Origin of the sequence: Paracoccus mangrovi (genome assembly GCF_042648425.1) — a bacterium.
Classification (GTDB): Bacteria; Pseudomonadota; Alphaproteobacteria; order Rhodobacterales; family Rhodobacteraceae; genus Paracoccus; species Paracoccus mangrovi.
The window spans coordinates 1-26,414 of the sequence record NZ_JBHRXJ010000023.1 but is presented as its reverse complement, the minus strand read 5'-3'; the positions used below and the strand labels follow the sequence as shown (position 1 = coordinate 26,414).

Sequence of the window (26,414 nt, the reverse complement as noted above, 5' to 3'; positions counted from 1 at the left end):
TTCATGCGCCGGTGAAGTTCATCGCGTGATGCTCAACGACCTCGGCAACAACCACATCATACTCCAAAAAGACACCGTTCTTGCCGCGGTCTTTGGCGTATTTGTGCTCGGGGTGGACATCCCATTCCTCGATCGCCTCGAAATCTTCGAAGTAACCGATAAGCACCTTTTCTCCGTCCTCTGCGGTAAAGACCTTGTGGCTCATATACCCCTTTAGCCCCTTCACCACGGTCACCATGCGGGCGTAAAGCTCGTCAAACTCGCCTTGGAAGTCGGGATCAACCCGGTGGCGAAAAACCTCTACATGCATTGCCATTATAGTCTCCTTTTCTGGTTCAAGATTTCATGCGCCCGATGCGGGTCGCCAAGGGGGTTGAACTGAGGCCGTGCAACAGGATGGACAGGCCAACAGTCAGCGAGACACAAGCCAGCAGTTCCTCTTCATTCGGGAAATCGAATTGATCCATCATCAGCAATGTGAAGAGGATCGAGGCCAGACCGCGTGGACCGAACCAACCAAGGAAGAGCTTCTCACGCGCGGGTAGCCCGCTTCTTGTCAGAGAAACGAAGATTGGCAAGACACGGACCAGCGTGAGGAAGACCAACGCAAGAATGATCGTATTTGGCCCTGCGTGCGCCAATCCGTCGGGCAGCAGAAACGCACCGAACACCAGAAACGCCGCCATCGTCAAAAGTTGGCCAGCCCCCTCCATGAACTCGCTGATAAAGTGGATGTCATGACGGTAGGTGTTGCCAAAGACCATGCCCGCAACAAAGGCCGCAATGAACCCGTTTCCGTGGATGGCAACAGCAAACCCGTAAGCTGCGAAGGCGGTCACGAGAAAGACCACCGCCCCCGCCGCCTCTTGCATCAAGTCGCGGTTTTGCGCCCAGTCCATCGCCTTGGCCGCCACCCAACCGACGGCAATACCAGCGAGCGGACCGAGCACAATCTCGGTGGCGGCCTCCAGCGCCAAACCATCGGTCTGCGCGCCGCCAACCGACGACGCAAGGACTGCACCCAAAAGAACGAAGGGTAGCACCAGCCCATCGTTCAGCCCGCTTTCCACATTGATTGTCTGGCTGAGGTGGTCTGGCACCTCTGGGTTCGAAACGACAGATTGCCCCAGCGCGGCATCCGTCGGCGTCAATACTGCGGCGGTCAGCAATGCAACGGCAAACCCAGACGTAGGGTTGAGCCAAAGCGCGACAAGTGTCCCAAGCGCGATCGTCAGCGGCAGCCCGATCACCAGCATCCGTGTCGGGATCTGCCAATCCATCACCAGTTTCTTAAAGCGCACATGGCTAGCGTCAGAGAACAGGATCAGGATCAGCGTGATCTCGGCCAGAATTTTTTTACCTTCGTGGATCACATCCGGCGACAAGCTGGCGCTCAATGGCACGGACAATGCAAAGCCAAGCGCTGTGAAGATGATTGGCAGGGTAAGCAAGCTGCGCGAGATTGCTTTGCTGAGCAACGAGTAAATGGCAAAGGCCACAAGCACGAGAAGGACTGCGGGGGTCATGACGTTGTGTATTCCTTCTTGAGCAATGCACTGTGCCGGGCCCGAAGCTTGGCAAGTTTCGGCGCGATATAGGTGCGGCAAAAGGGCCGTTCGGGGTTGGATTTGTAGTAATCGTGAAATCGGCTGTCCGAAGGCTTGAAGCCCCGGTGCATAAGGCTGCGCGTAACAAAATGCACCTCCGCCTCTGCGGCAAGGTCCCGTATATGCGTCGCGCACGCGTTTTGCTGCTCCGCGGTCATACTGTAGACCGCGCTTCGATACTTGCCACGCATCTTGTGATCGGCCTCGCTGGCATGGGTGCTCAGGTGGACCGCGATCAGGTCTCGCAAGCTCACGCGATCAGGATCAAAGGAGATTTCCACCGCCTCGGACCACGCCTCGTCAGGGCCGTCGGAGCGGATAAAGCCTTGCCGCACCTCTGACACGCCCTCAAGCGGTTGGAAAACTGCCTCGGTGCACCAATGGCACCCGCCTCCAAAGCCGATGGTTACCACAAGATCACTCCGCCACTGGAACCTGACCTTGGGCCAGTTTCAGGCGGGTCCAGAGGTTCATGTTGATGACGATGGCCGCGATTTCGGCGATGGCTTTTTCGTCGAAATGTGACGTCAGGCTTTCATGCCGCGCTGCAAAGGCCGCCGGATCATAGGCCGTGAGCGCCTCGCAATAAGCCAGCGCGCAGCGTTCTGCCGGGGTGAACATCGTGCTTTCGCGCCAGCTTGCCAGATGCGCGACCTTTTCAACCGCGATTCCCTGATCATGGGCCGCTTTGGTGTGCAGGATCAGGCAATAGGAACAGGGGTTCATCTGGGCGACGCGTAGACGCAAAAGCTGGGCCAAACGTCCATCTACCGACAGATCGGCAGTATACCCAACCGAGGCCGCCATTTGCTTAGCGATCCCGTGAAACTCGATCAAATCGGGATCAAATCGGGTATTCTCGAATGTGACAGGCATTTTCAATCTCCCAGATTGAATTTCTTGCGCCAGTTTGCGCGTGTCCCACCGACCTTGCGCAGGAATGGGCAAGTCAGACGGATTTCATGGGAGCGGGTTTCAATTTCTTCAAAGACCTCGGCCGCAAAACGTGCGCCAAGGCCGCTGCCACGAAAGGATGGATCGACCTCGATATGCGTCAGGATCATCCGGTCGCCTTGCCAGACATAGCTGACGAACGCGTCAGATGGGGCCATGTGCCGGACAAAACGTTGCGCCCGTTCTTCGTGAATAAGGCCGGGGTCGTAAAGACCCGCGCGGGCTAGTTCCTTTTCAAGTTCAGGCAGCTTTGGGTTGCGCAGTTTGCGGCCCTTGATCTGGAAGGTCGGGAACTTATCTGCGCTGCCCGCCAACTTGGTCAGGCGCACGGCCGCGCGCGGGTCCTTATCAACTTCGGCCAATTCATAGGCCAGCCCGCGTTCTTCCAGGGCGGACTGATAGAACCGCGTCTTGTGGCAGCGGACCTCGCCAAACAGGGTGATGTCATGCATTGGCGGCCGCCAGCGGTTTCAAGCCTGCAAGGATCGTCGGGATCAACTCGGCGACGGTCGGGTGAACGGGCAGCGCCTGTTGCATGATCTTGTAGCTGGCACCCGTGGCCATGAAGTTCGAAAAGATCGCGATGATCTCATCGCCCGCGATGCCGAACACTGTGGCACCCAGAATAGCCTCGCTGTCGCCGTCCACGATGATGCGAATCAGGCCGGTTGTCTCGCTTTCTTCCTTGGCGCGGCTGATGTCGGCCATCTTCATGTCGGCGATTAGGATATTGCGCCCTTCGGCAGCAAGTTTTCGCGCCTCGGTGCGGGACAGGCCGACGCGTCCCAGCGGTGGGTCGGTGAACATGGCATAGGTCGTTGGCCGCTGATCGGCGTCCTTCCATTGATAGCGGTCTTTAATCTTATCGAGATCGGCCAGCACGATTTCGTGGTCGTGATAGCTGGTATGGGTAAAGGCACCACGCCGGTTCACATCGCCAAGCGCCCAGAGGTTGGGCACCTTGGTGCGCAGCTTGGCATCGGTCGGAACGTAACCGCGTGAATCGGTCTCCAGCCCGACCGCCGCAAGGTTCAGCTTGTCGGTGTTCGGGGCACGCCCCGTGGCAAACAGGACATGACTTCCCGCGATCTCGGTACCATCCTCGAGCGTCATCAGAACGCCGCGCATGCTGCGCCCGACACCTGCGATCTTGGCGTTCAGGTGCAGCGTCACGCCCTCATCCTGAAAAAACTTCGCGATGATTTCCGAGACATCCTCATCCTCGCGTTCGGCCAAACGGTCGGAACGGTGTACCACCGTGACCTTGCTGCCGAGGCGGCGGAAAATCTGACCCATCTCAAGGCCGATGTAAGAACCTCCCACAATGATGAGGTGATCAGGCAATTCATCGAGCGCCAGAAGTGATGCATTATCGAGCGCATCGATGTTTTCAAGGCCGGGAACTGGCGGGGTAAACGAACGAGTCCCGGTATTCAGAAAGACCTTGTCAGCCGAGAACTTGCTTTCGCCTACAGAGACGATGAACCGGCCGTTTTCATCGAACCCGGCAAGACTGCCCCAACCGTGGATCACCTCGACACCTTTGGTGCGCTTTAACCATGCTGTCAGTCCCCGGCGGGCGGTATCGACACGCTCGCGCATCCGCGCCATTGCGGCGGGAAAATCCACAGTAACCGCGCCCGTGGAGACGCCAAAATCCGCCGCGCGCCGCACCATATGCGCAACGCGCGCCGACTTGCGCAACGTCTTGGTGGGTGTGCAGCCGCTATTGACGCATGTCCCGCCCAGCTTGTCGCCCTCGATCAGGGCAACGGATTGCCCGCGATTGGCCAACCCAACCGCGAGCGAAGGTGCCGCTTGGCCAGAACCGATGATTACGGCGTCAAAATGATTCATGTCTTCGTCCTCTGCCATTCTCACGCTTCGCTGTTTTCGCCTTGGAAAGGCACCCGTTGGAGGCGCTCATCCCCGATAATCTTGGTGACCAGCCAAACGTATTCCTGCCTGGCCGTATCGAAGCCAAGCATCGTAAAACCCTGACCAAAGGGGCATTCCGGGAAGTCAGGGAACCCAAGCCTGAGAACATAGCGTCCGGGGTCGGCGTTGAACTCGCTCTTGCGGACCTTGCGGACACCGTATCGGTAATCCTCGTCCTCGGTCATCTCGCTGCGCGTATCCGGTTCGGCAGTTTTCAGTGACTTGACCAGATCTTGCGGGGCACCATCCCCCTCAAGATCAAGCGCATCGACAAGAAACCCTTTGACGCCCGTATCTGCGATCTCAAGCGCATAGATATTCGAGGCGTCGCCCGAACCCGGCTCGGTCTCAAAGCGGAGTTTCATCCGGACCGTCACTTCCGCCGGATTTACAGCGAGGCCTGCGCTTACATCCACGAGTTTTCCGTTCTGAATGCGGAAGTCATGGGTGAACCCGGCGTCTACGAGTTCCGACAAAGCGGCCACGGCATCAGTTGCATCAATTTTCATGGGTCGTTCCCTTCGGATTTGGGTAAGGTTAGGTGCCGCAAAACGTGACGTGACGGTGCGCGTCGACTGGGGCGGGTAGCGCATAGGTTTCTGACCCGTCTTGCTCGGTGAACGGATGTGCCAGCACAGCCAAAAGCTTGTGAAACGGCTCAAGATCGCCACCCACGGCGGCCTTCAGGGCCTCTTCAACCAGATGGTTGCGCGGGATGTAGATCGGGTTGATCCTGTTCATCGCTTCCGCCCGCAACTCCGCGGCAATATCTTCCGCCGCAAGCCGCGTGTGATAGCGGGCCGCCCAAGCGTCAAATACCGCGGGATCATCGAAATTGGCACGCGCCAGTTCGTCATTGCCACGAACAGACCCCGCCAAAGCGCGGAACAGGTTGGTGAAGTCAACATCCTGCCCTTCACAGGCCTTGAGCAGATCATTTGCCAAATGCAGATCTTCGGGCAGTTCCTTCAGCAGACCCAATTTGGCCCGCATGCCCCGCAGCCATTCCTGCTGGTAGTGCGCGGGAAAGGCATTGATCTCATTGGTCAACTGCCGGATCGCGTCGTCGCTGTCCTCGGGGTTCACCAGATCAATCAGCGTCTCGGCAAAGCGCGACAGGTTCCATTGCATGATCACCGGTTGGTTGCCATAGGCATAACGGCCGTGCTGGTCGATCGAACTGAACACCGCTTTAGGGTCATAGTTGTCGATGAAGGCGCAGGGACCGTAATCGATGGTCTCGCCCGAAATCGTTGTGTTGTCGGTGTTCATCACACCATGGACAAAGCCGATATTGACCCATCTCGCGACCAGCGACGCCTGTGCATCCCTGACGCGCCGGAAGAATTCCAGATATCGATCTTCGCGGCCCACGATGTCTGGAAAGTGGCGGGCGATGGCATAATCGGCCAGCTTGCGAAGCTTTTCGGTCTCGCCGCGCGCTGCAAAAAACTGGAAGGTTCCAACCCGCAGATGCGAGGCCGCGATGCGTGCCAGAACAGCGCCTTTCTCCAGCCCATTGCGCGCGATTTCTTCGCCCGTCGTGACCGCAGCCAAAGCGCGCGTTGTCGGAACGCCGAGGGCATGCATCGCCTCGCCCATCAGGTATTCGCGCAAGACGGGGCCAAGAACGGCCTTGCCGTCTCCGCCGCGTGAAAACGGCGTGCGGCCTGAGCCCTTCAGGTGCAGATCGCGGCGGCGGCCTTCGGTGTCGATCAACTCACCCAACAGGATCGCGCGGCCATCGCCCAGTTGCGCCGAGAAACCGCCGAACTGATGGCCCGCATAGGCCATGGCCAAAGGCGATGCCCCGGCGGGTGCCATCGCGCCGGACAGGGCGGCGGCGCCTGCGGCCGAGTTCAAGACGGTGGGATCGAGCCCCAGTTCTGCCGCCAAGGCGATGTTCAGAACGACGATCTGCGGATCGGGAACCTTGTCGCCTTGCCAAGGGACAAAGAAGCCCTCCATTTCGTCGGCAAAGCTGTTGTTGAAGGGGAACGAAAGGTCATCAAGCATGGTCATTTCCTTTCTACGATGGGCTAAACAAGGGCCAGCGCATGATGGTGTGCGATAGCAAGGCAGGCGACGAGCAAGCCAAAATCCTTCATCAGGAATTGCCCACGCGAGGACAGGAAAAGACGGCCTGCTTCTTCCTCGAAATACTGAACATAAGGGAACAGGCTGAGTGTGACCAAGAAGGTCAGCACGCCAAGCAAACCGCCCAGAAGGCCAAAACTGGGAAAGAAGATGCCAAGTACCAGAAGCAAAGCGGTGCTCAACTCAACAATCCCCAGAAATATGCTGAAGCCCGCCGGCGTCATCAGTTTCGGGCCAAACCGCAAGATCGGATGCCCCGCGACCAGCGTCTTGACAGCGTCCTGTTCATAGCGGGCAAATTTGGCGATGCCGAAGGCAACGAAGATTGCCGCAAGCGCCAGTGACAAAAGTTTCATTGCTGGCACCCAGTGGGTGATTTCTGCGACCAGTTCCATTTTCGTCCCTCGTTATTGATTGTTTGGCTCCGGCGATCTGGCCGCCGGAGCCAATGGTCAGGCGCGCTTCAACTCGACATCGTCGGCCCCGAGCGCGGCAAGAAATCGCTGCGGATCAAGACGGAAGTCCGCGTGGACAACGTTCCCTTCCGGATCGATCACGGTGAACCACGGCGTGCCGCCAGAACGGTAATCCTCCATGAAGGTCGGGTAGCGTTCACCTGCGGGCGGGGTGTCATGACCAAAGGGCATTTTCAGCCCATACTGCTCCTGATTGATGCGCAGCTTATCGCGGGTGTTTGTCTCGGCACCCTCAAAAACGGTCTGAATGACGGCGAAATCGAACCCTTTGTCCTTCAGTTTGTCATGCAGAAAGCGCAGCGTCGGAAAACCGCGCGAATGACAGCCAGGGCACCAGTGCTGGAAGCAATAAATGATCTTGTAGCCGTCTTTCATATCCGAAAGTCGAAGCGGCTTGTCCATCGGCTTGCCATCCGCATCGATCCAATCGTTGACGCGCAGTTCGGGCGCCGTGTTGCGAAGTTGTCCAAAGTTCATGACTGAAACCTTTCATATATGGCGATTTGGTTCGCTGCTTTCGCCCGCGCCGCCAGCGCACTGACGTCTTCGAGCGGAAACGCCAGAACCTCCGCGCCGATTTCGGTGACGGCGGGCGAGAGATAGCGAAGCCCCTCAACCTCCGTTTCAAGTCCGGGCCCGACGATCAGGCCCGTCTTCGTTTCGTTCATCCGCAACCAGCCGTTGCGGATCAGGCCGCTGGTTAGCAGGTCCATGGCAAGCTGGTCTCCCGGACCGGATGTGTTGATCACGACTGAGGTCGTGATTTCTTCGTTCGTTCTTGTGCCAGCCCGTTTCAGACGGATGCGGGTCTTGCCCTCGGTTTCGGCATAGACCCAAGTTATCTCGCCGTGCTCCTCCACGATCTGGCCTGCCGCTTGGAGCCGTGCATAGTCGGCAAGGCTGTTGTGCGTTGCGCGCCTAAACCGCCGCTCCAGTTGTGGCATGACCTTGCGGCGCTCCGAGAGGGAGGGCAGCAGGGTTTCAAGCCCCCTTTCGGCTGCCCAACCCAGATAGCCTGGTCTGAGTTCGGCCATGCTTGCCCCCTTGGCACGGAACGCGGCAATTTCGGCGTCGACCGCAGCCAGAAGCGCGTCTGCATCGCGGTAAGGGCCCGTCAGTTTGGGCGTCACCGGCTCTTTACGCGGGCGCGCCCAGATCAGCTGCTCCGGCTTGGACCCACGGGTGATCACCCGAAGCCGGATGTCCTGCTCGTCCATGACGGACTGCATAAGCCGCAGGACATCCAGCATCGCGGCGTTGCCTCCTAGGCAGGTCACTTCCTGTCCAGGACGCAGGACCTCGGCAATCGTTTGCTCGTTGCCATAAAGCGTCGTGAACGCCGTGGGGCCGCTATCCGCCCCAAATCGTTGAGGCGATGGTCCCCCGGTGGCCACGTCCACCCGGTCCGCCCGGATCACCTCGCCTGTGGCAAGCGTGATCCGAAACCCGTGTTCATCCTTGGCCAGATCGGTGGCCAAAGCCGTCCGCTGCTGCACCCGCACGCCTGCTTCGGCGTGCATGGCCAGAATGCCCTGCCCGATCTCGGCGAGATAGTCGCCAAAGACCGCGCGTGGGGCAAAGACAGCGCCGAAATCGCCTGCATCCAGATGATCCGCCGCGAAGTCCAACCAGCGTGGTTGGTAGGCGGCAATCCTTGAGCGAATATCACCCCAGTTTGCCTCGAACCATTCGACGAAACTCTCACCAAAGGCACCTGACGGCGAATTCAACAGATAGGCATATCGCCAAGGCGCGGCGCTCGGATGATCCGCATATGCCATCCCTTTGCCGAATTGACCCGCGTTGGCCCCAAGAATGGTCAGTTGGTCACCAGACGTAAGCACCAATGTTTCCGCAAGCGCCGCTGCGCTGGCCCCATCGCCAATAATCAGATGGTGATGAGGCCCACGCATGGCTTATTCAGCCGCCGTCGCCGCACGCTTGGGCAAAACCCAACTGGACCGCGGGAAGTGGCAAGTATAGCCATTCGGGATACGCTCCAGGTAGTCTTGATGCTCTGGCTCAGCTTCCCAGAAATCGCTCACCGGTTCTACTTCGGTCACGACCTTGCCTGGCCAGATCCCAGATGCGTTCACGTCCGCGATCGTGTCTTCGGCAATCGCTTTTTGTTCGTCATTCACATAGTAAATGGCGGACCGATAACTGCTTCCGCGGTCGTTACCTTGGCGGTCTTTCGTTGTCGGGTCATGGATCTGGAAAAAGAACTCCAGAAGCGCACGATAGCTGGTTTTCGAGGGGTCAAAGAGGATCTCGATCCCTTCGGCATGGGTTCCGTGGTTGCGGTATGTGGCAAATTTCACGTCACCGCCGGTGTAGCCAACCCGGGTGCTTTCGACGCCGGGCAGCTTGCGGATCAGGTCTTGCATCCCCCAGAAGCAGCCTCCGGCCAATACGGCACGTTCAGTCATACTTTTTCCTCCACTTGATCGAGGTATGCGCCATACCCCTCGGCTTCCATTTGGTCTTTCGGCACAAAGCGCAGGCTGGCCGAGTTGATGCAGTAGCGCAGGCCGCCCATTTCGCGCGGGCCATCATTGAAGACATGCCCCAAATGGCTGTCGCCGTGTTTCGAGCGGACTTCGACCCGGACCATGCCATACGAGGCATCACGATGCTCGGTCACGTTATCGATGGGTTTCGAGAATGCGGGCCAACCGCAACCGGAGTTGAACTTGGCTGAGGATGCGAAAAGCGGCTCGCCGGAAACGATATCGACGTAGATACCCGGTTCGAAATGCTTGTCATACTCACCCGTAAAGGCGCGCTCGGTCCCGCTCTCTTGCGTAACGTGATACTGTTGGGGTGTCAGCTTGGAGAGCGCATCCTGTGATTTTTCGTAGGTCATTTGTATCTCCTTCTTCTTCCGTTGAGAGGAAGATGGAGACTTTCGATCCGTTTGTGAAATTCCTGGCGGGAATAGTTTTTATAGCCGCGCGCGTGTGCCTATTACCAATTGAAATCTTTGGATAATCCAAGGATGACACGGACTTCGCGCGGGTTGGCAGAACCAGAAACGGCGACCATGCTGATGTTGCGTGACAGGGTCAGGCCCTTTACCGCGCGCAGGACGATTCCATCAACAATCGCTGAATGTTCCGGCAAGGAACACACACCCGCACCTTGCGCCACCATCTGCTGCACCCAGTCTTCCCGCTCTGACTGAAAACGCGGACGCATGACAATGTTCCGATCCATGAAATGCTTGATCAGTTGCGTGCGAAATTCGCAGTGCATCCTGTCGATATAGGGCTGCTCCATCATCTGCTCTGGCGTGATTTCATCTGTCCCGGCGAGCGGGTGATGACTTGCCAAGGCCAAGCGCAACCGCTCTTGGAACAGCGGTTGGATCGTCAGTTTGAAATTCGGTTCCGGCGGATTGGTCAGCAGACACATGTCATACTTGCCCGACAATACCTCCGCCTCCGCCTCGCCGGGGTTCAGAGGATGAAGAAGAAGCTCGACCTCGGGCAATTCCTTCAGAACGAGCGCCCAGAATTTGGCAAAGACCCGCGGCGCAATGGTGCTTGCGACGCCAATATTGATCTTCCGGCTGCGCCCTGCGACCGAGTTTTCCGCAAGCTCGGTGATGTTTTCGAGCGCTGATTGAATGCGCATGAACTCTACGATCAGATCACGGCCCAAGGCCGTCAGGCGCGTGTCCTTGCCGTCGCGATACAGCACCGGACCGCCAAACTCATCTTCCAGACGTTGAATCGCCTTGGTGAGACTGGGCTGAGATATCCCACTCACCCGGGCCGCTTCCGTGAAATTCAGGGATTCGGCGAGATTCAGGAAGTACCTGACCTGATTAAGATCCATTTGCCTGCGTCACTCCACAAGGTAGCCGACTTCCTTATGCCCACAAGTGCCTGAATTGATCAAGTTTTTCAACCTGATAGCGCCCATCTCTTGTGAGTTGTGGGTTTCGGATATGATCGTGAAACGACCGGGCAGGCCTGCAAGCCCGGCCGCGACAGGTTCCGGGCGCGGATGGAACGGTTTGTTCGAAACGCCGTCGATGTCACTGAGCGCCCGGTGCTGGATCTCGCCTCTTGGGCCAAAATGGATCGGTGTGTAGTGAAAATGTGTCGGCGTATCTGGGTTGGACCGCTGGAACTCGTCAATCCTTGCAAACACTTGCGCCATCGCGTCGGGCGTCTCAAGCTCGCCGAGCGAGCGCGCATGAACATGCCCGAAATCAATGCAAGGCCCGACCCCTTTGACCGTCGAGGCCACATCAAGAATCATATCGACAGACCCCATCTGCCCGACCTTGCCAGCGGTTTCGATCATAAGGCTGATGTCAGTCTTGCCCAATTGCGCCATGAATCGCTCAAGGTTTTCGGCAAACCGGCAAGACACATCGGCTTCGGGCGCGCCGTAGAGCGACCCGGGATGCAGCACGATTTCGCGCGCGCCCAGAATGTCGGCTTGCTCATAGGTCCGTAGAAGCGTGTCGACAGAGCGCAGGACCTTGGCCGGATCGGGGCTGGCAAGAACGATGTAGTAAGACCCGTGGATCGATAACTTGATGTCGTCTGCTATTGCCAGCGCGCGGTGCTGTTGGATTTCGGTGGCAACACCGAGCTTCTGCATCTGGCGGAGTCCATCGCTGCGGCCGAGCTTTGGATCGCACGCGAAGGCTATCGCAACGCGCGGCTGGAGATCGTCGGTGCCGAGGACGGCAATAGGGCAGGGGGCGCGGACCTGGCCGCCTAAGCCCTGAAAATGCGTGAGGGGTCTACCCATGGGCGGGCCTCTCACCGACTATTTGAACCTCGTCCCGCGATGCCGCGGGGCACCAAAGGATCCATCCCCCAAGAAGGAGGTCTTCAACCAAGAGCCTGCCCGGGAGACTGGCGGCGTTCCAAGCATCAGCGGGACAACCGGCTCCTGACGTCAGGGCACCCTTGCAGCAGTATTGTCGATGATAGTCGAAGCTCGCTCATCGGTTCGCTCGGTCCAATCGCCAGGTCGGTCGCGCGAAGTGGCAGCTATAGCCACCGGGTTGACGCAGGAGATACTTCTGATGCTCGGGCTCAGCCTCCCAGAAGGATTCTTCCGGGTTGATCTCGGACACGACTGGCCCAGGCCAGCGACCCGAGGCTTCGATCTCGGCGATCGTCGCTAAGGCGATGTCCATCTGCGCTTTAGACGTATAGAATATCGCCGACCGATAGCTTGGGCCGACGTCGCTGCCCTGTTGCTCGTAGGTCGTCGGATCATGAATCTGGAAGAATAGTTCCAGTAGAGCCCGATACGTCAGAATGGACGGATCGAAGGTCACCTCGACGGCTTCCGCGTGGCCGTAATGTCTCGCATAAGTCGGATCTGGCATTTCACCGCCAATATAGCCGACACGCGTGGCCACGACCCCCTTGGCGCGGCGCAGCAAATCCTCCAGGCCCCAGAAACAGCCACCCGCGAGTATCGCTCGCTCGGTTCGCGTCGGCGTCTGGTCTGTAGCTGGCAGGCTCATCATCCGATCACCCTAAACGCTGTGTGCCAATCAGTTCGACGGCCTTGCACCTGCAGGCTGGCCGCCGCTCGAAAGCTCGGTCTGCACATCAGAACCCCGGACGAGCGTCAGATCGACGGGACACCGATCCGCGATCTCAAGAATGCGCGCGCGTTGATCATCACTGAGCGGCCCATCGAGAACGATGGTGCGTGTGAAGCGGTCGGGAGGCATCATGTCCGCCACCTTCTCGTGCCGCACGCTCGTCGTCGCTCTTTCGAGCGGGAAGCCCTTGCGGTTGGCGTAAAGGCGCATCGTCATCACCGTGCAGGCAGCTAGCCCGGCTGACACCAGTTCGTAGGGAGACAGGCCGCTCCCAAGACCTCCGACCGATTCCGGCTCGTCGGCGAACAGAGTATGCTCGCCACTGCGGACCGTGAGCTGGAACTTCCCCGCTAGCGTCTCCGACGCAACGACACCTTTTGCCGCCTCGACCTGCGGAAGATCCGCCGCTAGCGGCGGAAGAAAGCGGCTGGCCCACGCGGCGACCATAGCTGAGGCGTAGTTCGCATCGTCGACGTCGGTGAGAAGGTGATCCGCCGTGTCGAGCGAGACAAAACTCTTAGGATGGCGTGACGCGACGAAGATGCGCGAGGCGTGCTCAATGCCCACGACTTGGTCCACCGGCGAATGCATGACCAGCACCGGACGTCGAAGCGCGGCGATGGACTTCTCGATGTCGGCTCGCTCTACCGTTTCCAGGAAGGTGCGGCGGATGAGGAAGGGCCTGCCAGCGATCTCCACAGAGGCCTCGCCCTCGCTCGCTATCGCGTCAAGGTCGCCAGGCCGGAAAACGCGCAAGATATGCTGAAGGTCGGCCGGCGCACCGATCGTCACCACCGCGGCGACATCCGGCAGCGCGGCAGCGGCTACGATCGCAGCCGTTCCACCCAGGCTGTGCCCGACAAGGAGGGCGGGTGGCATACCGGCGGCCGCCATGGCCTCCGCGGCTGCCCTCAGATCGTCGACGTCAGAAGCGAAGCTTACCGCTTCTTCCGCGGGACTCGCGATCCCTGTGCCGGCGAAGTCGAACCGCAAGACGCCGATACCGGCCCGCGAGAGCGCGCGTGCGATGTACACGGCGGCGCGGCTGTCCTTCCCGCAAGTGAAACAATGGGCGAAAATTGCCCAGCCGCGAGGAGTGCCTTCTGGCGCCTCCAGGTGCCCGGTTAGTTCAGACCCCCCTCCCCCGGCAAACGTGAACCGCGTTCCTGCCATATGCGTCGAGCCTCCAACGGCGGCTTAGCAGGAGCACCATCGACCCGAACTAGCAGCCCAAGACATTCTTTCTATATGCGCGGCGCATATAGACAAGCCCCTAAACCGTGATTATATGCGTCGCGCATACTTCTGAGGCTGTAGTCGGATCGGTCCTCTGGGGTGGCACTCGTCAGGTCGCAGGCCAAAGGGCTATGGAACTCAACCAGGTCAGCTATTTCATCAACTTGGCCGAGACGCTGAATTTCACTGCGGCTGCTCGTCTCAGTGGTGTCTCACAACCAAGCCTGACACGAGCGATCCGCCGCCTGGAGGAGGAACTCGGTGGACCGCTCATCTATCGTGACGGGAAGAACAGCCGGCTGACGAGCCTGGGTCAGGACGTCGAGTTGGAATTCCGCCGAATGCTGGTCGCGATGAAGAGCGTAAGACACCACTCGGAAAACTGGGCAATGGGGCGGCATCGCGTTCTCGACATTGCTGTCGCCTCCAGCGTCGGCCCGAGGGTCTTCACAGCCTTTTTCGACAGCGCGCTGGAAGAGGTGCCGTCCATCGAGATCAAACTGCACTCGCTCCAATCGGGTGAGGACACGTCGGAGGTGCTCTCAGGCAAATATCACGCGTGCATCCTGCCTCGCGAATCAAGGCCGGATCGTAAACTTGATGTGCGTCCTCTCTTCCGGGAGCGCTTCGTGCTCGGCTGCGCTGCAGATCACCCCTTGGCGGCGTGCGAAGTCGTTCGTGGTGAAGACCTGCTTGCTTTCCCGTTCGTCGATCGACTGAAATGCGAGTGCCGCGATCAAATCTTCGAGCACTTCGCGCGTCGAGAGGTGCGCATGCGCCCTCGCTTCCGCTCAGATCGAGACGACTGGGTGCAGCGCGTCGTCGCCGAAGGGCGGGGGATATGCATTTTGCCCGAACGCGCGGCCACCACCCACGGCCTGATCACAAGGCCGATCGAGGGCTTCGCGTTGGAGCGTGAGATCGTGATCGCCACCGTGTCCGGATCTACGGCACCGGTCGAGATACGAAAAGTCGCTCAGCTTGCAGCCCGTTACGATTGGAGTTGACCCGCCAAGCAAGAGGCATGTGCGGTATAGAAACTATACGCACGACGTATTGGATTAATGTTGGAGCCACTGCGATAGTTGATGTGAGTATCGACGTGATAAGTTGAACGTAGTGTGCCTGGCCCTCTAACTAAGTAATGGAGACTCACCATGAAGTTTGAAAAGTCGCAGGCAGCAATCGAACGCCTGACCCCGGAACAACGCCGGATCACCCAGCAGGACGGCACCGAGAGACCCTTTACCGGCGAGTATAACGACAACAAGGAGGCGGGCATCTACGTTGACGTCGTATCCGGCGAGCCGTTGTTCGCGTCGACGGACAAGTTCGAGTCCGGCACTGGCTGGCCGAGCTTTACCAAGCCGATCGTCGCGGCTCACGTGAACGAAGTGCGAGACAGCTCGCATGGCATGGTCCGGACGGAGGTTCGCTCGGTGCACGGCGACAGCCATCTTGGCCACGTGTTTCCGGACGGGCCGTCCGACCGCGGCGGCCTGCGCTACTGCATCAACTCGGCATCGCTTCGATTCATCCCGCGCGATGAGATGGAAGCCGCGGGCTATGGCGAGTATCTCGACCAAGTAGAGGAGGCTTAACATGCATCAGCGCGCTGTTCTCGCTGGCGGATGCTTTTGGGGAATGCAGGATCTGATCCGCAAGCAGCCCGGCATCGTTTCGACCCGCGTCGGCTACACCGGCGGCGACGTGCCGAACGCCACCTATCGCAACCATGGCACTCATGCGGAGGGGATCGAGATCACCTTCGACCCAACAGTGACGAGCTACCGTAATATCCTGGAATACTTCTTCCAGATCCATGATCCGACGACAAAGAACCGCCAGGGCAACGACCGCGGCCTCTCCTATCGATCTGGCATCTATTACGTCGACGAGGAGCAGAAGCGCATCGCCGAAGATACGATAGCCGACGTCGACGCGTCCGGACTGTGGGACGGCAAGGTCGTCACCGAAGTCGAGCCCGTGGGTGACTTCTGGGAAGCAGAGCCGGAGCACCAGGATTATCTGGAGAAGAGGCCGGGCGGATATACCTGCCATTTCCCGCGCGCTAAGTGGGTGCTCCCGAAGCGTAAAGACGCTGGCGACACCCAGGCTGAGGCCGGCGCGGCGGCGGAATAGCTGCAGCGACAATTGCGGCTGAGCCCCCCTGGGTCGCACCATCGGACCCGCATCCACTGATGGTGCGGGTCCGAAACCCAGCTAATCAAGCGGTCATACCGCTCCTCAGCCATCGAGTTGTTAGGATCGCCACATCATGCCAGACCTTTCGTCGTTTCCGATCGCACAACGCTGGCCGGCATCCAACCCCGACCTCCTGCAGCTCTACGCCGCGCCCACGCCCAACGGCGTCAAGGTCTCGATCATGCTCGAGGAGATCGGCCTGCCGTACGAGCCGCACTTTATCGACATCTCTAAGAACGAAAGCAAAGATCCGGCCTTCGTTTCGCTAAACCCGAATGGCCGCATACCTGCGATCATCGACCCAATGGGCCCAGACGGTAAGCCGATCGGCGTTTGGGAATCCGGCGCGATCCTCGTTTATTTGGCGGAGAAGGCCGACCAGCTCGTCCCGAGAGTATCAGCCAAGCGCTACGAGGCGCTAAGCTGGGTATTCTTCCAGATGTCGGCGATTGGCCCGATGTTCGGTCAACTCGGCTTTTTCCTGCGCGGGGGCGGCAAGGACTATGAGGAAAAGCGTCCTCAGAAGCGTTTCGCTGATGAATCCAAACGCCTCCTGGGAGTCTTAGACCGCCAACTGGACGGGCGCGACTGGATCGTCGATGACTATTCTATCGCTGACATTGCGACCCTCGGCTGGGTCAACGCCTTGGTTGGCACCTACGACGCCGGCGACCTACTGCGGCTTAGCAATCATTCGAATGTCCAAGCGTGGCTGGATCGCGGCCTCGCGCGCCCAGCAGTCCAACGTGGGCTGCTCATTCCGGCGAGGTCAGCATGAGTGTCATCGCCGCATATTACTACAACGAGGGTCGGCGTATCCGGGAAGTAGCTATCGACGAGCGCGTCGAACTCGACAAGAACCGTTCGGGCTTTTGCTGGATTGGGCTCAGCGAGCCCTCCGTCAACGAACTGAGGGCGCTTCAGGCGACCTACAATCTGCATCCTTTAGCGATCGACAACGCGATGCACCCGATATGCCCACCCAAGCTCGAAGTTTATAATGGCGAGCTTTACGTCGTCGCCCAGACGGCTGAGCTGGTCGGGGACCGAATACGTTACGGCAAGACGGCGATATTTACTGGCCATAATCATCTTATCACCGTTCGCCACGGCAACGCTGGTGCATTGGGCAACCTTCGAGAGCAACTCGAGCGTTCGCCCGCCCAGTTTGGAAAAGGCGTCGATTACGTCCTCCACGCGATCCTTCACCGGATCGTGGATCAGTATCTGCCCATCTTCGAAATGATCGAGGATGACGTACTTGCGATGGAAAGGCGATCGCTCGACGACTTCCTTGGGCGAGACGACGTTGCTCGCATCTTCGGCCTGAGATGCGAGCTTACGCGCTTTCAGCGCACCCTTGGCGCTATGGCCGAGCTGGTGCGCAAGCTCGTGCGCGGACACTTTCCCTGCATCAGCGCTGAGGTGCGGCCCTACTTCAACGACGTTGCCGACCATGTTGATCGTGTCCAGTCCATGGTCGATGGCCTCCTGCAGGTGCTATCCACTGTATTCGAGTTCAGCAGCCTTCTCGAAGCGCAGAGAATCGGGGTCGTCACCCGCCAACTTGCGGCATGGGCCGCGATCCTCGCAGTGCCGACAGCGATTGCAGGCATATACGGCATGAACTTCAAGAACATGCCGGAACTCGACACGCCTTACGGCTACTTCGTCGTGCTTGGTGTCATGCTGATGTTCTGCCTCTTACTGTTCGTGCGGTTCAAGAAGGCCAAGTGGCTGTGATCGCTACGCGCGAGCCGCGACTAGACCCAGCAGCCTGCCGCGCGCCGTCCACGGCCGCTCTTCCGTCCCAACGTGAACTCGAGGTGCATCAATGACAGCCCAAGTGACCGACGTTCTAGAAGCAGTGCAGTCCTTCGTCGCGAAGGGCTATGACCGCGAGTACCGCGTCAAGGACGGCAACCTGGTCGATCTCGAACTGGGATCGATGCTCGATCCATGCTCCATTCGCGTCGACGCAGCGCTGCGTCTCGAAAGCGGGGACGGTGCCGAAGATGCTTCGAACATCTACGCGATCACCGATCCCGCGACCGAGCGAAAAGGTTTGCTGATTGATGCCTTCGACGTGTTCGACGAGATCTGCCAACGTGATCTTTCCGAGCGCCTCCTGGAACATCGTGAAACAGCGCCTGCGGGCGACGAAGACGTTCCGAGCAAGCATGGGCTGCGGAAGGTCTACAAGGCCGAATTCGATCGCGAACCCGAGCGTTACGTTCTTCGAGAAGGCTTCCCCGACTTTCCGGCATGCCCGTTCGGCGGCGCATTCAGCATTCTCGGCTTCGATACTGCAGAACAGACGTATGTCTGGCTCGTGACCAGCATCATTCGGGATCCTCGGCTGATCAGGATCCCCTACCAGGGCGAACACGTCATCATCGACGAATGACGGCGCCGGCTGCGGAACGCGGCCTTTCAACGGCTTGCTGCGATCGATCGGCTTATCATTTCAAATTGCAACGCGACGAGGTGCAGATGGATTGGAATAAGGACCACATCCGGGAAACGATGCTGTCGTTGGAGACCGCTGCTCTGCAGAGCGCTCGCGACAAGTATCTCGATTATGTTTCCACCGCTCGCTTGGATCGGAGCGAGCCGATCGAGAACGACGAACAGGCACAAGCCGAGATCGCGAGCGACTTCGCCGAGGCGCTCGACGATACGCTGGACGATTACGCCGACAAGCTCGACAAGCTGAGAACAATCGACTTCGGACCGAAGACGGCGGTTACAGAAGGGGCGGTCATCAAGTTGTCGGGCCGCTACTTCGTCGTCGCGGTGTCAACCGACAAGTTCGTCTGCCATGGGCGCGAGCTTATGGGCATATCGACGATGGCGCCGATCTTCGAGGTAATCGACGGGGCTCAGGCCGGCGAGACCGTTCAATTCAACGGCCGAGAGCTGAAGGTCGAAGCTGTCTCATAGCAAACGGTCGCCGGGGCCGCAGCGCTAGTTCCGAACGCTCTGCGGCTCGTCCTTGGTTCGTATCATCGCATCGAGAGAGGCGGTGATCATCGGCGTGTTCGGACAACGTGTCGCCTTTACCTCGATTGCGGAGCGAGTTCGACCGCGTAGGCCCGCTAACACGTAAGCGCCGTTTCCGTCCCATTGATTTGACGTATTCCTGATGCCTGACGCGCCTGCGAGAAGGTTTGCGTTGGCGGACGGAGGTTTTTCATGGCGGATGGTGGGGATGGTTTTGTTGGGCGGTGTGACGTGGTTGAGCCCCGGCGCGGGAACCGCCGGTGGCCTGATCACGTGAAGGCGCGGATTGTGGCGGAGAGCTTTCAGCCCGGGGCCCGGGTTGTGGATGTCGCCCGTCGCCATGATCTTGTTCCGCACCAGCTTTCAGATTGGCGCAGGCAGGCACGAGAGGGGCTTCTTCGGTTGCCTGCGCAAATCTTGCCGGAGGCCGGAAGATCCGATGCGCCAGAACCTGCCTTTGTGCCGCTGTCCATTCTGCCTGAGCCCATGGACCCGCCCGTATTCGCTGCCGCTGAGGCCGCGCAGGATCGCATCGGCGTGATGACGATTGAGGTCGGGTCCGATCTGCGCTTGCGCATTCCTGGCGATGTTGCGGTGGAACGGGCGGCTGCGCTGGTGCGTGCCCTGCGCGGGGCGGCATGATCATCGCGGGTCAGAGGCTGCCGATCCTGATTGCTACGAAGCCGGTGGACTTTCGTTGCGGGCATCAGGCGCTGGCGCTGATCGTGCAGACAGAACTGAAGCTCGATCCCCATTCCGGGGTGACGGTGGTGTTTCGGTCGAAGCGCGGTGACAGGCTGAAGATCCTTGTGTGGGATGGCAGCGGGATGGTGCTGACCTACAAGGTCCTGGAACAGGGCAGCTTCGCCTGGCCGAAGGTGCAAGACGGGGTGATGCGCCTGTCGCGGGCGCAATTTGAAGCGCTGTTCGAAGGTCTGGATTGGCGGCGGGTGGTGGCGCAACGGGTGTTGCCACCAGCTGCGGCAGGATGACTCACCGGGTCAGTTTTGGCGTTGTTTTATTGGGCTTTCTGTCTCGGATCGGGTAGAAAGGGGCATGTCGCAGCCCCTCGATCTCAGCCAGTTTCCCGGCGCGACCCGTGCCCTTCGCCCCGGAACTGCCGCCCGCGCGCGAAGTCCTCTCGGAAAGCCGCACCCTGCGCGGGGGCGGCGCGGCTGGGGCGGCCACCGTCGGCGCGGCCGGGGTGGAAGTGCTGCAGGACGTCCTTGCGGAAACCCAGTCCACGATCCAGCCGCTGGTGCCCTATCTCGACACGCTGCGCTGGGCGCTGATCGCCATCGCCCTGATCGGCATCGCCGTCACCATCTACGCCCGGCTCGACGACTGGAAACGGGGCCAGCGGTGATCGGCTGGCTTCTGACCCATGGCCCGGCGCGAAGAGCGCTGGGTCTCATCCTCACCGCAGCAGCGATCCTGTTGTTCCTACTGAACCTCCGCCGCGCAGGCGAGCGCGCCGGGCGCGCCGCCGAACTCCTTGATGCAAGAGAGAGAAACGATGCCGTTCACCGCCAGATGCTCGAAGCCGCCGCCCGTCGCCCTGCTGATCGTGACGCTCTGGCTGACCGGTTGCGCGATGGCAGGTTCTGACACCCGCGCGCCCTGCCCGCCGGTAGTCGGCTACACGGCTGAAGATCAGGCACGGGCCGCAGACGAGGTCGATGCACTGCCGGAAGGGGCCGTAATCGTCAGGATGCTCGGCGACTACGCTGTGCTACGCGACCAGGCGCGAACGTGCAGCTAAGGGCACGACACGGACGTTCGCTGCAGCGAACATGAAAGACAGCTATGCGCAGAAAGAAGATCTATCTGCGCCTCTATTGAGGAGGTCTGACAGCCCTGCGTAATTTCGGCACGATTCCTTCTCGCAGGTTGAGTCAGCTTTCTGTTATGCAGGAAGGATGGCAAAAAGACCCGAAATTGGCCTCAGACAGGGGCGAAGATTGTGTCAGATGCGGCACGAGGACCGGCTAGCGTTCATCGCTGCAGGCCTTCCTATCCTGTTGGCCAGTTCGCAGGGGTTTCAGGATGCTGCCGCCCACCTCCGCGACCGTCCTCGGGAAGAAGATGTGATGGTCAGCTTCGCGGATGAAGAAGCAGCAAAGATTCTGATCTTATTGGACATTGTCCGCTGCCCCCCTGCCCAAGTAAATCAGCACATCGGGAAGCTGATGCGATGGTTCTATGATCACCTAGCGCGGCTCGTCTACGCGAAGGCGACGAGTTGGAAGCCTATGAACGTTGGCCAACTCCAGCGCTATGTGCAAACAGAATGTGAGGAGCACACCCTGGAGGGCTTCGCCGGGGTGTATATTCTGCCGGGCGGTCCGGTGCACGAACGCGAAAGCGCACTGTACGCGGATATTCAGTTACATGACGATGGCGAACTCGCTTGGCATGAACCGCGAACCCGTCCGTCGCTGTTCGGGCCTGAAGAATCGGATGCGCTGCGCGTTGTCAATGCCATGCATCGGCTCGGGATGCTTAGCCTCGTCGGTCTGCGAGTTATCGCATCCGTATGGAGCGGGACCCGGTTCTCCGACGAACAAACCCCGCGCATAGCCAAAGCACTGACTCAGGCAACGCTGGAGCAGATGGAGGCTGCAGGTCTGATCCCCGATAGCGCAGAGGATGGGGACGTGGGCACCCTGCATGAGCGATGGCAGCTCCCAATGTATGAGCTCCAGATCAATCCGACGATCCAGACGATGGAAGAACTCCGCGAAGCACAGGTGCGGATGCTGAATAACGAAATAGGCGGCTGGTAAGGCAAGGTGCCTGCAGCGCCCTCAGGTCATTAGTCGGTTCTGTTCTCGTAGGCTTCCAACATAACGGGCGACATTATAATCGCCGCCATCAGAACCGTGATGGAATGCTTCAGCAATTCGGTGCTCCGCTCGGGATCGAAGAAGCGCCCGTTGAACTTGCCCCCGTGAAACAGGTTGTTTCGGACGCGTCTGACGTACAGGAGTATGAGGTCGTTTTCGTTCTCCGCCTGTGGTGCAACAACGCGCCATTGAAGGACATTGTTCGCGTAGACCTGCTTTTTCGGAGGATTACCAAGCACGTAGGAAATGGCTTCCGCAACGCCCGGATCGGCCGATCCTGTCAGGGGAGGCAGTTCACGGGCAAAGCGCGTCCAGTCGGGATTAGCGGCGTCGCCACTGCTAGCCACGCAGTAGCCTGTTACCTTCAGACAATATTCAAACTGGGCGAAGACACGGAAAAGCCCCGTCGCCAAATCGTTAAGTCCCTGATCACATTCCACAAGATATGTCATTGGTGCGAAGCCTCTCAAACATCTCACTCAGTATCATTGCCTTGGGGAGTTGTCGTTAAGCTTCCGGCTAAGACTGGGCTAGTCACATACCGCAGCTGGGGGACCAGCGGTCCGGCTCCGCGAAGATGGGGCATGCGCCAGACGAGCTTGCCAGACCTGCTTTTCATATAGTGACCCCTGACCCAATGGGTCCTTCGAGGCATACCTTTACGGCCAACAGTAGACGTTTCGTACTTCATGGCCTCGACTTGGCCGCGCCCCGCCTTGCCGAGGCTGATTTTCGTGATGAGCGTGTCAGGTAGCGCCTTGCCGGACCGCTCAGCCTGGCGTCTCTCATGCCGTGGGTGGAGCGACACCTGCTGCGCATCAAGCATGCCATCATGGCGCAGCAGGGTGGCTATCGCTATGGCCGAGCCAAGGAAGCTTCGATTCATGGCGAGTTCATCATCGATCATGCCATCCGAAACCGGCATGCCCACAGCTTGGAACAGCTTTTGGGTGGGCGTCGGTACGGCCGAGGCGCCCATGCCTTTGGTGATCATGCAGCAGGCGCTTGGGCCGACGGTGTTTTGGCGAATGGCGAAACGCTGAGTGTAGATCTCTTCCCCGACCTGCGCGACGAGCCCGAAGACCGAGCCGTCATTCTGTCGCATGATCCCATCCGTCCCCAGGAGAGGTGGCATGATAATCATGGTCGGAAATGGCAGCTGAACCTGAGAGAATAGCTCGTCCAGCCCTTCCCGCTTCATCTCGTTCACTAGCTCGCTCATCATCCAGTAGGCATCGATATCGATCCGGAAGACCTGGGCGTCATCAAGGATGGCGAGAGAGCGCTCCCGATAGTCCAATAACTGATCCATCAGGCCCGCAGGCAACTCGGCTGGACTCATCCCCTGCATTTCGAGGATCTGCCGAGGGTAATCTGTGAAAAAGAGCTTCAGCTCCTGAACCATGCTTTACCTACCTTTGAAGCAGAAGCCGAACTGACAAGGGCATTGCCGCCAACCTGGACGGACTTTCGATGGCACTTCGCTGCGTCCGCCCTGATAGCCCCTAGATATCGGGTTTTTTCGCATCGCGCCACAAACGAGCGCTTCCAGGAACTTCTACGGAAGCAACTTCGCACGCAGAGCTTACTACTTTTGCGTGGGTGGCGAAAATATTCCACCGTCATAGCATCTTGACGGCCAGGCTTTCCCGGACGGGCTGGTTCCCTGCTTCGGTTCGGACTGCGTCTTGCTCCCGTCTTCATTATTGCTTATCTTGAATACAACCAGACGGAGGCCACTATGTCCCAGACCACGACGATGACTGTCCGCATCAGCGGTGCGCTGAGCGAGTTCGTGGCGTCGAACGTCGGCGAGAACGGTTCCTACGAGAACATCAGCGAATACGTCCGCGACCTGATCCGGCGCGACAAGGAGAGGGCGGAGCGGGAGGCGTTTGATCGTCTGAAGGCGGAACTGACGCGCGCCTTCGCAGCACCAGAAGAAAGCTATCGACCGTTGACCGCTGCCGAGGTCATCGCCCGGAACCGGGGCTGACATCGTGGCCATCCGCGTCCAGGAGGCCGCATCGCTGCGGCTGGACGAGATCTACCGCTACACCCGCGACCGCTGGGGCATTGAGCAAGCGGAACGTTACATCACCGAGCTCTTCGCGGCGTTCGGCCAGATCGAAAGCCATGGCGTCGCGTCACGGCCCATTCCGGCTGAGTTCGGGGTCGAAGGCTTCTACTTCCGGCATCTCCATCATTTCGTGTACTGGCGGCGTCTGTCGAACGGGGACGTCGGCATCGTGACGATCCTGCACGAGCGGATGCACCAGATGGACCGGTTTCGGGAGGATCTTCCGAAGTGAAGGGTGGCTCGGGCGACGATTATCCGCACCGTCGATGGGGGGCTCGTAAAACGTTGACCAGGTGTTGACAAGAATTTGGAACGACGAAAGCCGAGCGAAGCGCTCGGCTTTGAAGTCTTTGATAGTGTTGGATTTTTTGGTTGCGGGGGCAGGATTTGAACCTGCGACCTTCAGGTTATGAGCCTTAACCCGATGATTCTAAATGATTCAATTTTTTCAGTCACTTGCCGCACAAGCCTTTGGTTTTGCGGATTTTCACCGCCCGCACCCAACTGCTTTCACCAGCATTGACCGGCTTTCATGGAGGAAAAGCAGCGTTCGCAGGTTGATGTGGTGTTGATGTAGGCCCAGTCGCAGATCCCTGGATTACAATCGCGCCGGGAGCGCCCATTTTGTGAAACGATCCAAGAAAGGTTTCGATCGTGTCCCGGGGCATGGGGAGAGTCGTCAAAGGTCGGTAAGTGCTTCCACGATCATCGGCAGGTACCTCCGGACCTGCTCTCGATCACTCTCCTTCTCCGCTTCGGAGAGGTCGCAAAACGGGGTTGCGATCTGCCGCTCCCATTGGGCGACCAAATCAGGCGGGATCACGAGCGCCCCGTCCGACCGATGTTCACACTTGCCGTGCATATACCGCTGCCAATGCGCCCAGCGACCATGCTCGATGTCCGCGAGTTCATCGATGATATCGTCGAGCCGCGTCGCGATCCGCTGTTCATCCATCTCTAGATCATACCTTGGGCGACCAAACGGCGGTAGTGTTCGCCGAGGGCTGTCAGCGTGCAGGTTTTACTCTCCATGGTGGCATGCCACATGTGCGGGGCGCCGACCGGGACCACGAGGTTCACTCGGACGTAGTTCTGAAGAATACTCAAGATCGCTGCGTTCTCCGAATTGGGAGGCAGGACATCGGGCCCCTCCGCCCCGGATCGATGCGGCTCATAGCTCGGGTCGAGCTGGTACTCATAGCCCGGTTCGGGGAAGAATTCCGCCAGTCGCCGCAACTCTCCGAGCTCAATAGGTGGCCGCACCTTCCGGAGCGATACAAAAGTCCTAACGTTGGTCTTGAAAACCGGACGTTGCGCCCACGCACCGAGAGATTGGTCGATATGCGCATAGACGCTGCCCGGTGTCACGGCACCGACCAAGTTCGCAGCAGCGCCGCTAAGAGCGTCGACCAGCAATGTGGTGAAAATTCCTGAGCCGTTCTCCTCGTTGGCGTACTGCTCCGCGGTGGATGCTGTCAGCACGGTGACGCCTTCGCTGATCTCGGCGACCGGCGCCAACGGGTTCGTTGCCGCGACCCCACTATGACAGCTATCGAGGATAATTATCTTATTCTCGGACGGCGATTGGTTCGCCATCGTCATTATCTCGGCCAGTGGAATGCCGTCGTCGCCAGTCTCGCAGTCAGAGGCGCAGAGGTAGCCGCCGGTCGCCTCAATGTACCCGTGGCCTGCGAAGTACAGCAGCACAATCTCGTGCTTGTCTTGGAACAGCTCCTGAATAGCTTCTCGGAGCTTCCTGCGTGGGACCAATTGGCCAGGGCCAGTCGCCGTTAGGAGCTTCACGTGGAAGTTGACCGAACCGTCCGAATCCCGGTCCAACATTGACTTGACGCTATGGGCGTCGTTGACGCAGCCGTGAAGCGCATTAATGTGATCATAATAGTCGACCCCGACGACAAGTGCTTTCCTCATTCCTATCCCCTCAGAGGCTATTGATGAAGGCGGCGACGTTGTCCCAAGTCCAGACCTTCGTGTTGACACCAACTAGATCGGTCCTGTCTTCCCTGTAGCACCAAATCCCGCGCAGCGGGACCCCCTCCTCCTTGGCGCAGGCTATTTCCCATTTTTGTCCAGAAGACGTGAGGGAGTTCTTGCTGACCAGCGCGATAACTCCATCCGAACGCTTGATCCGGGTCCGGACCCGATCCTTCCAGCCGGTGTCGTAAGGTTCCTTGACTGACATATCGACATATTCAAAAGGCGAATTAGTGTACAGCGACTGGCCCTTCAGTAGGTCACGGCACCGAACGTCTTCCATTGCGAAAGCTACAAACCCACATTCTCCAAGTAAGTCGCTGATTTCGCTGTCGTAATCGTGATATTTCGCATATAAATCATGGCGTTGACGGCTGCGAGGGGCGCGTTTCA

At 59.1% G+C, this 26,414-nt stretch carries 35 protein-coding genes and 1 pseudogene; 14 read left to right on the top strand and 22 right to left on the bottom strand.

The window, feature by feature from the left end:
- Position 1 precedes the first annotated feature (1 nt).
- The 17 genes from ACFOMH_RS19395 to ACFOMH_RS19315 form a co-directional block, all read right to left on the bottom strand.
- Entirely contained in the window at positions 2-316 is a 315-nt protein-coding gene (locus tag ACFOMH_RS19395) for an antibiotic biosynthesis monooxygenase family protein (RefSeq protein WP_051578302.1), read from the bottom strand.
- A gap of 19 nt (positions 317-335) precedes the next feature.
- Positions 336-1,526, bottom strand: coding sequence for a cation:proton antiporter (locus tag ACFOMH_RS19390; RefSeq protein WP_028720611.1), 1,191 nt, complete (start codon positions 1,524-1,526; stop codon positions 336-338).
- A complete protein-coding gene (locus ACFOMH_RS19385) occupies positions 1,523-2,020 on the bottom strand; it encodes a peptide-methionine (S)-S-oxide reductase (protein ID WP_028720610.1) in 498 nt (165 codons plus the stop codon). The genes ACFOMH_RS19390 and ACFOMH_RS19385 overlap by 4 nt, the downstream gene beginning before the upstream one ends.
- A gap of 4 nt (positions 2,021-2,024) precedes the next feature.
- A complete protein-coding gene (locus tag ACFOMH_RS19380; RefSeq protein ID WP_220269873.1) occupies positions 2,025-2,555 on the bottom strand; it encodes a carboxymuconolactone decarboxylase family protein in 531 nt (176 codons plus the stop codon).
- Positions 2,486-3,013, bottom strand: coding sequence for an N-acetyltransferase (locus ACFOMH_RS19375; protein ID WP_028720608.1), 528 nt, complete (start codon positions 3,011-3,013; stop codon positions 2,486-2,488). Before ACFOMH_RS19375 ends, ACFOMH_RS19380 begins: the two co-directional genes overlap by 70 nt.
- Positions 3,006-4,436, bottom strand: coding sequence for a mercuric reductase (locus ACFOMH_RS19370; RefSeq protein ID WP_028720607.1), 1,431 nt, complete (start codon positions 4,434-4,436; stop codon positions 3,006-3,008). Before ACFOMH_RS19370 ends, ACFOMH_RS19375 begins: the two co-directional genes overlap by 8 nt.
- A gap of 2 nt (positions 4,437-4,438) precedes the next feature.
- The gene (locus ACFOMH_RS19365) at positions 4,439-5,008 is read right to left on the bottom strand and encodes a hypothetical protein (RefSeq protein ID WP_028720606.1); all 570 of its coding nucleotides are present in this window, start codon (positions 5,006-5,008) and stop codon (positions 4,439-4,441) included.
- 28 nt (positions 5,009-5,036) lie between these two features.
- Positions 5,037-6,515 (bottom strand): protein adenylyltransferase SelO, encoded by a 1,479-nt coding sequence (locus ACFOMH_RS19360; protein WP_199416804.1) that lies wholly within the window; start codon positions 6,513-6,515, stop codon positions 5,037-5,039.
- Positions 6,516-6,538: 23 nt separating this feature from the next.
- The gene (locus tag ACFOMH_RS19355) at positions 6,539-6,991 is read right to left on the bottom strand and encodes a DUF417 family protein (RefSeq protein ID WP_051578301.1); all 453 of its coding nucleotides are present in this window, start codon (positions 6,989-6,991) and stop codon (positions 6,539-6,541) included.
- A 57-nt stretch (positions 6,992-7,048) separates the two neighbouring features.
- Positions 7,049-7,549 carry a peroxiredoxin family protein gene (locus ACFOMH_RS19350; RefSeq protein WP_028720604.1) on the bottom strand — a complete coding sequence of 167 codons (501 nt, stop codon included), beginning with the start codon at positions 7,547-7,549 and terminating at the stop codon, positions 7,049-7,051.
- On the bottom strand, positions 7,546-8,985 hold the full coding sequence (locus ACFOMH_RS19345) for an FAD/NAD(P)-binding protein (RefSeq protein ID WP_081791464.1): 1,440 nt from the start codon (positions 8,983-8,985) through the stop codon (positions 7,546-7,548). The genes ACFOMH_RS19350 and ACFOMH_RS19345 overlap by 4 nt, the downstream gene beginning before the upstream one ends.
- A 3-nt stretch (positions 8,986-8,988) precedes the next feature.
- Positions 8,989-9,501, bottom strand: coding sequence for a peptide-methionine (S)-S-oxide reductase MsrA (gene msrA, locus ACFOMH_RS19340; protein ID WP_028720602.1), 513 nt, complete (start codon positions 9,499-9,501; stop codon positions 8,989-8,991).
- Positions 9,498-9,938 carry a peptide-methionine (R)-S-oxide reductase MsrB gene (gene msrB, locus ACFOMH_RS19335; protein WP_028720601.1) on the bottom strand — a complete coding sequence of 147 codons (441 nt, stop codon included), beginning with the start codon at positions 9,936-9,938 and terminating at the stop codon, positions 9,498-9,500. Before msrB (ACFOMH_RS19335) ends, msrA (ACFOMH_RS19340) begins: the two co-directional genes overlap by 4 nt.
- A 101-nt stretch (positions 9,939-10,039) precedes the next feature.
- Positions 10,040-10,912 (bottom strand): LysR family transcriptional regulator, encoded by an 873-nt coding sequence (locus tag ACFOMH_RS19330; RefSeq protein ID WP_028720600.1) that lies wholly within the window; start codon positions 10,910-10,912, stop codon positions 10,040-10,042.
- Positions 10,913-10,921: 9 nt separating this feature from the next.
- Positions 10,922-11,689, bottom strand: coding sequence for a TIM barrel protein (locus ACFOMH_RS19325; protein WP_366521914.1), 768 nt, complete (start codon positions 11,687-11,689; stop codon positions 10,922-10,924).
- Positions 11,690-12,038: 349 nt separating this feature from the next.
- Positions 12,039-12,575 carry a peptide-methionine (S)-S-oxide reductase MsrA gene (msrA, locus tag ACFOMH_RS19320; RefSeq protein WP_224767371.1) on the bottom strand — a complete coding sequence of 179 codons (537 nt, stop codon included), beginning with the start codon at positions 12,573-12,575 and terminating at the stop codon, positions 12,039-12,041.
- Positions 12,576-12,602: 27 nt separating this feature from the next.
- Positions 12,603-13,829: a bifunctional alpha/beta hydrolase/OsmC family protein gene (locus ACFOMH_RS19315; RefSeq protein ID WP_068767773.1), complete on the bottom strand. Its 1,227-nt coding sequence runs from the start codon at positions 13,827-13,829 to the stop codon at positions 12,603-12,605.
- 194 nt (positions 13,830-14,023) lie between these two features.
- Here ACFOMH_RS19315 and ACFOMH_RS19310 point away from each other — a divergent pair, with 194 nt between their 5' ends.
- The 12 genes and pseudogenes from ACFOMH_RS19310 (at position 14,024) to ACFOMH_RS19255 (ending at position 21,886) form a co-directional block, all read left to right on the top strand.
- On the top strand, positions 14,024-14,899 hold the full coding sequence (locus ACFOMH_RS19310; RefSeq protein WP_049246562.1) for a LysR family transcriptional regulator: 876 nt from the start codon (positions 14,024-14,026) through the stop codon (positions 14,897-14,899).
- A gap of 150 nt (positions 14,900-15,049) precedes the next feature.
- Positions 15,050-15,493, top strand: coding sequence for a peptide-methionine (R)-S-oxide reductase MsrB (msrB, locus tag ACFOMH_RS19305; protein ID WP_037520575.1), 444 nt, complete (start codon positions 15,050-15,052; stop codon positions 15,491-15,493).
- A 1-nt stretch (position 15,494) separates the two neighbouring features.
- Positions 15,495-16,034 carry a peptide-methionine (S)-S-oxide reductase MsrA gene (gene msrA, locus ACFOMH_RS19300; protein WP_049246563.1) on the top strand — a complete coding sequence of 180 codons (540 nt, stop codon included), beginning with the start codon at positions 15,495-15,497 and terminating at the stop codon, positions 16,032-16,034.
- Positions 16,035-16,170: 136 nt separating this feature from the next.
- The gene (locus tag ACFOMH_RS19295; protein ID WP_049246564.1) at positions 16,171-16,875 is read left to right on the top strand and encodes a glutathione S-transferase N-terminal domain-containing protein; all 705 of its coding nucleotides are present in this window, start codon (positions 16,171-16,173) and stop codon (positions 16,873-16,875) included.
- The gene (locus tag ACFOMH_RS19290) at positions 16,872-17,840 is read left to right on the top strand and encodes a magnesium and cobalt transport protein CorA (protein ID WP_049246565.1); all 969 of its coding nucleotides are present in this window, start codon (positions 16,872-16,874) and stop codon (positions 17,838-17,840) included. The genes ACFOMH_RS19295 and ACFOMH_RS19290 overlap by 4 nt, the downstream gene beginning before the upstream one ends.
- 91 nt (positions 17,841-17,931) lie before the next feature.
- Positions 17,932-18,504 carry a hypothetical protein gene (locus ACFOMH_RS19285; RefSeq protein WP_068767775.1) on the top strand — a complete coding sequence of 191 codons (573 nt, stop codon included), beginning with the start codon at positions 17,932-17,934 and terminating at the stop codon, positions 18,502-18,504.
- Positions 18,501-19,040, top strand: a complete 540-nt coding sequence (locus ACFOMH_RS19280; protein ID WP_224767369.1) for a hypothetical protein — start codon at positions 18,501-18,503, stop codon at positions 19,038-19,040. Before ACFOMH_RS19285 ends, ACFOMH_RS19280 begins: the two co-directional genes overlap by 4 nt.
- A 252-nt stretch (positions 19,041-19,292) precedes the next feature.
- Positions 19,293-19,742 carry an IS66-like element accessory protein TnpA gene (gene tnpA / locus ACFOMH_RS19275; RefSeq protein WP_068767776.1) on the top strand — a complete coding sequence of 150 codons (450 nt, stop codon included), beginning with the start codon at positions 19,293-19,295 and terminating at the stop codon, positions 19,740-19,742.
- The gene (gene tnpB / locus ACFOMH_RS19270; RefSeq protein WP_068767777.1) at positions 19,739-20,092 is read left to right on the top strand and encodes an IS66 family insertion sequence element accessory protein TnpB; all 354 of its coding nucleotides are present in this window, start codon (positions 19,739-19,741) and stop codon (positions 20,090-20,092) included. The genes tnpA and tnpB overlap by 4 nt, the downstream gene beginning before the upstream one ends.
- Positions 20,093-20,184: 92 nt before the next feature.
- A pseudogene (locus ACFOMH_RS19265) lies at positions 20,185-20,466 on the top strand (YcbK family protein); the annotation flags it as partial.
- Positions 20,463-20,708, top strand: a complete 246-nt coding sequence (locus ACFOMH_RS19260) for a hypothetical protein (protein ID WP_371927458.1) — start codon at positions 20,463-20,465, stop codon at positions 20,706-20,708. The pseudogene ACFOMH_RS19265 and the gene ACFOMH_RS19260, both read left to right, overlap by 4 nt.
- A gap of 362 nt (positions 20,709-21,070) precedes the next feature.
- The gene (locus ACFOMH_RS19255) at positions 21,071-21,886 is read left to right on the top strand and encodes a hypothetical protein (protein WP_082873066.1); all 816 of its coding nucleotides are present in this window, start codon (positions 21,071-21,073) and stop codon (positions 21,884-21,886) included.
- A gap of 29 nt (positions 21,887-21,915) precedes the next feature.
- Here the strand turns inward: ACFOMH_RS19255 and ACFOMH_RS19250 are convergent, their stop codons facing one another.
- On the bottom strand, positions 21,916-22,398 hold the full coding sequence (locus ACFOMH_RS19250) for a hypothetical protein (RefSeq protein ID WP_068767780.1): 483 nt from the start codon (positions 22,396-22,398) through the stop codon (positions 21,916-21,918).
- Positions 22,399-22,421: 23 nt separating this feature from the next.
- Positions 22,422-23,351, bottom strand: coding sequence for a hypothetical protein (locus ACFOMH_RS19245; protein WP_068767781.1), 930 nt, complete (start codon positions 23,349-23,351; stop codon positions 22,422-22,424).
- A gap of 336 nt (positions 23,352-23,687) precedes the next feature.
- Between ACFOMH_RS19245 and ACFOMH_RS19240 the strand changes: the two genes are divergently transcribed.
- Positions 23,688-23,942, top strand: a complete 255-nt coding sequence (locus tag ACFOMH_RS19240; protein ID WP_068767782.1) for a ribbon-helix-helix domain-containing protein — start codon at positions 23,688-23,690, stop codon at positions 23,940-23,942.
- A gap of 4 nt (positions 23,943-23,946) precedes the next feature.
- A complete protein-coding gene (locus tag ACFOMH_RS19235) occupies positions 23,947-24,258 on the top strand; it encodes a type II toxin-antitoxin system RelE/ParE family toxin (RefSeq protein WP_068767783.1) in 312 nt (103 codons plus the stop codon).
- Between the two features lie 447 nt (positions 24,259-24,705).
- Here the strand turns inward: ACFOMH_RS19235 and ACFOMH_RS19230 are convergent, their stop codons facing one another.
- The 3 genes from ACFOMH_RS19230 to ACFOMH_RS19220 form a co-directional block, all read right to left on the bottom strand.
- Positions 24,706-24,981 (bottom strand): hypothetical protein, encoded by a 276-nt coding sequence (locus tag ACFOMH_RS19230; protein ID WP_377746536.1) that lies wholly within the window; start codon positions 24,979-24,981, stop codon positions 24,706-24,708.
- A 2-nt stretch (positions 24,982-24,983) separates the two neighbouring features.
- Positions 24,984-25,958 (bottom strand): caspase family protein, encoded by a 975-nt coding sequence (locus tag ACFOMH_RS19225; protein ID WP_377746534.1) that lies wholly within the window; start codon positions 25,956-25,958, stop codon positions 24,984-24,986.
- Between the two features lie 10 nt (positions 25,959-25,968).
- Positions 25,969-26,414 (bottom strand): TIR domain-containing protein (locus ACFOMH_RS19220; RefSeq protein WP_377746532.1); only part of this gene is annotated, 446 nt, incomplete at its 5' end.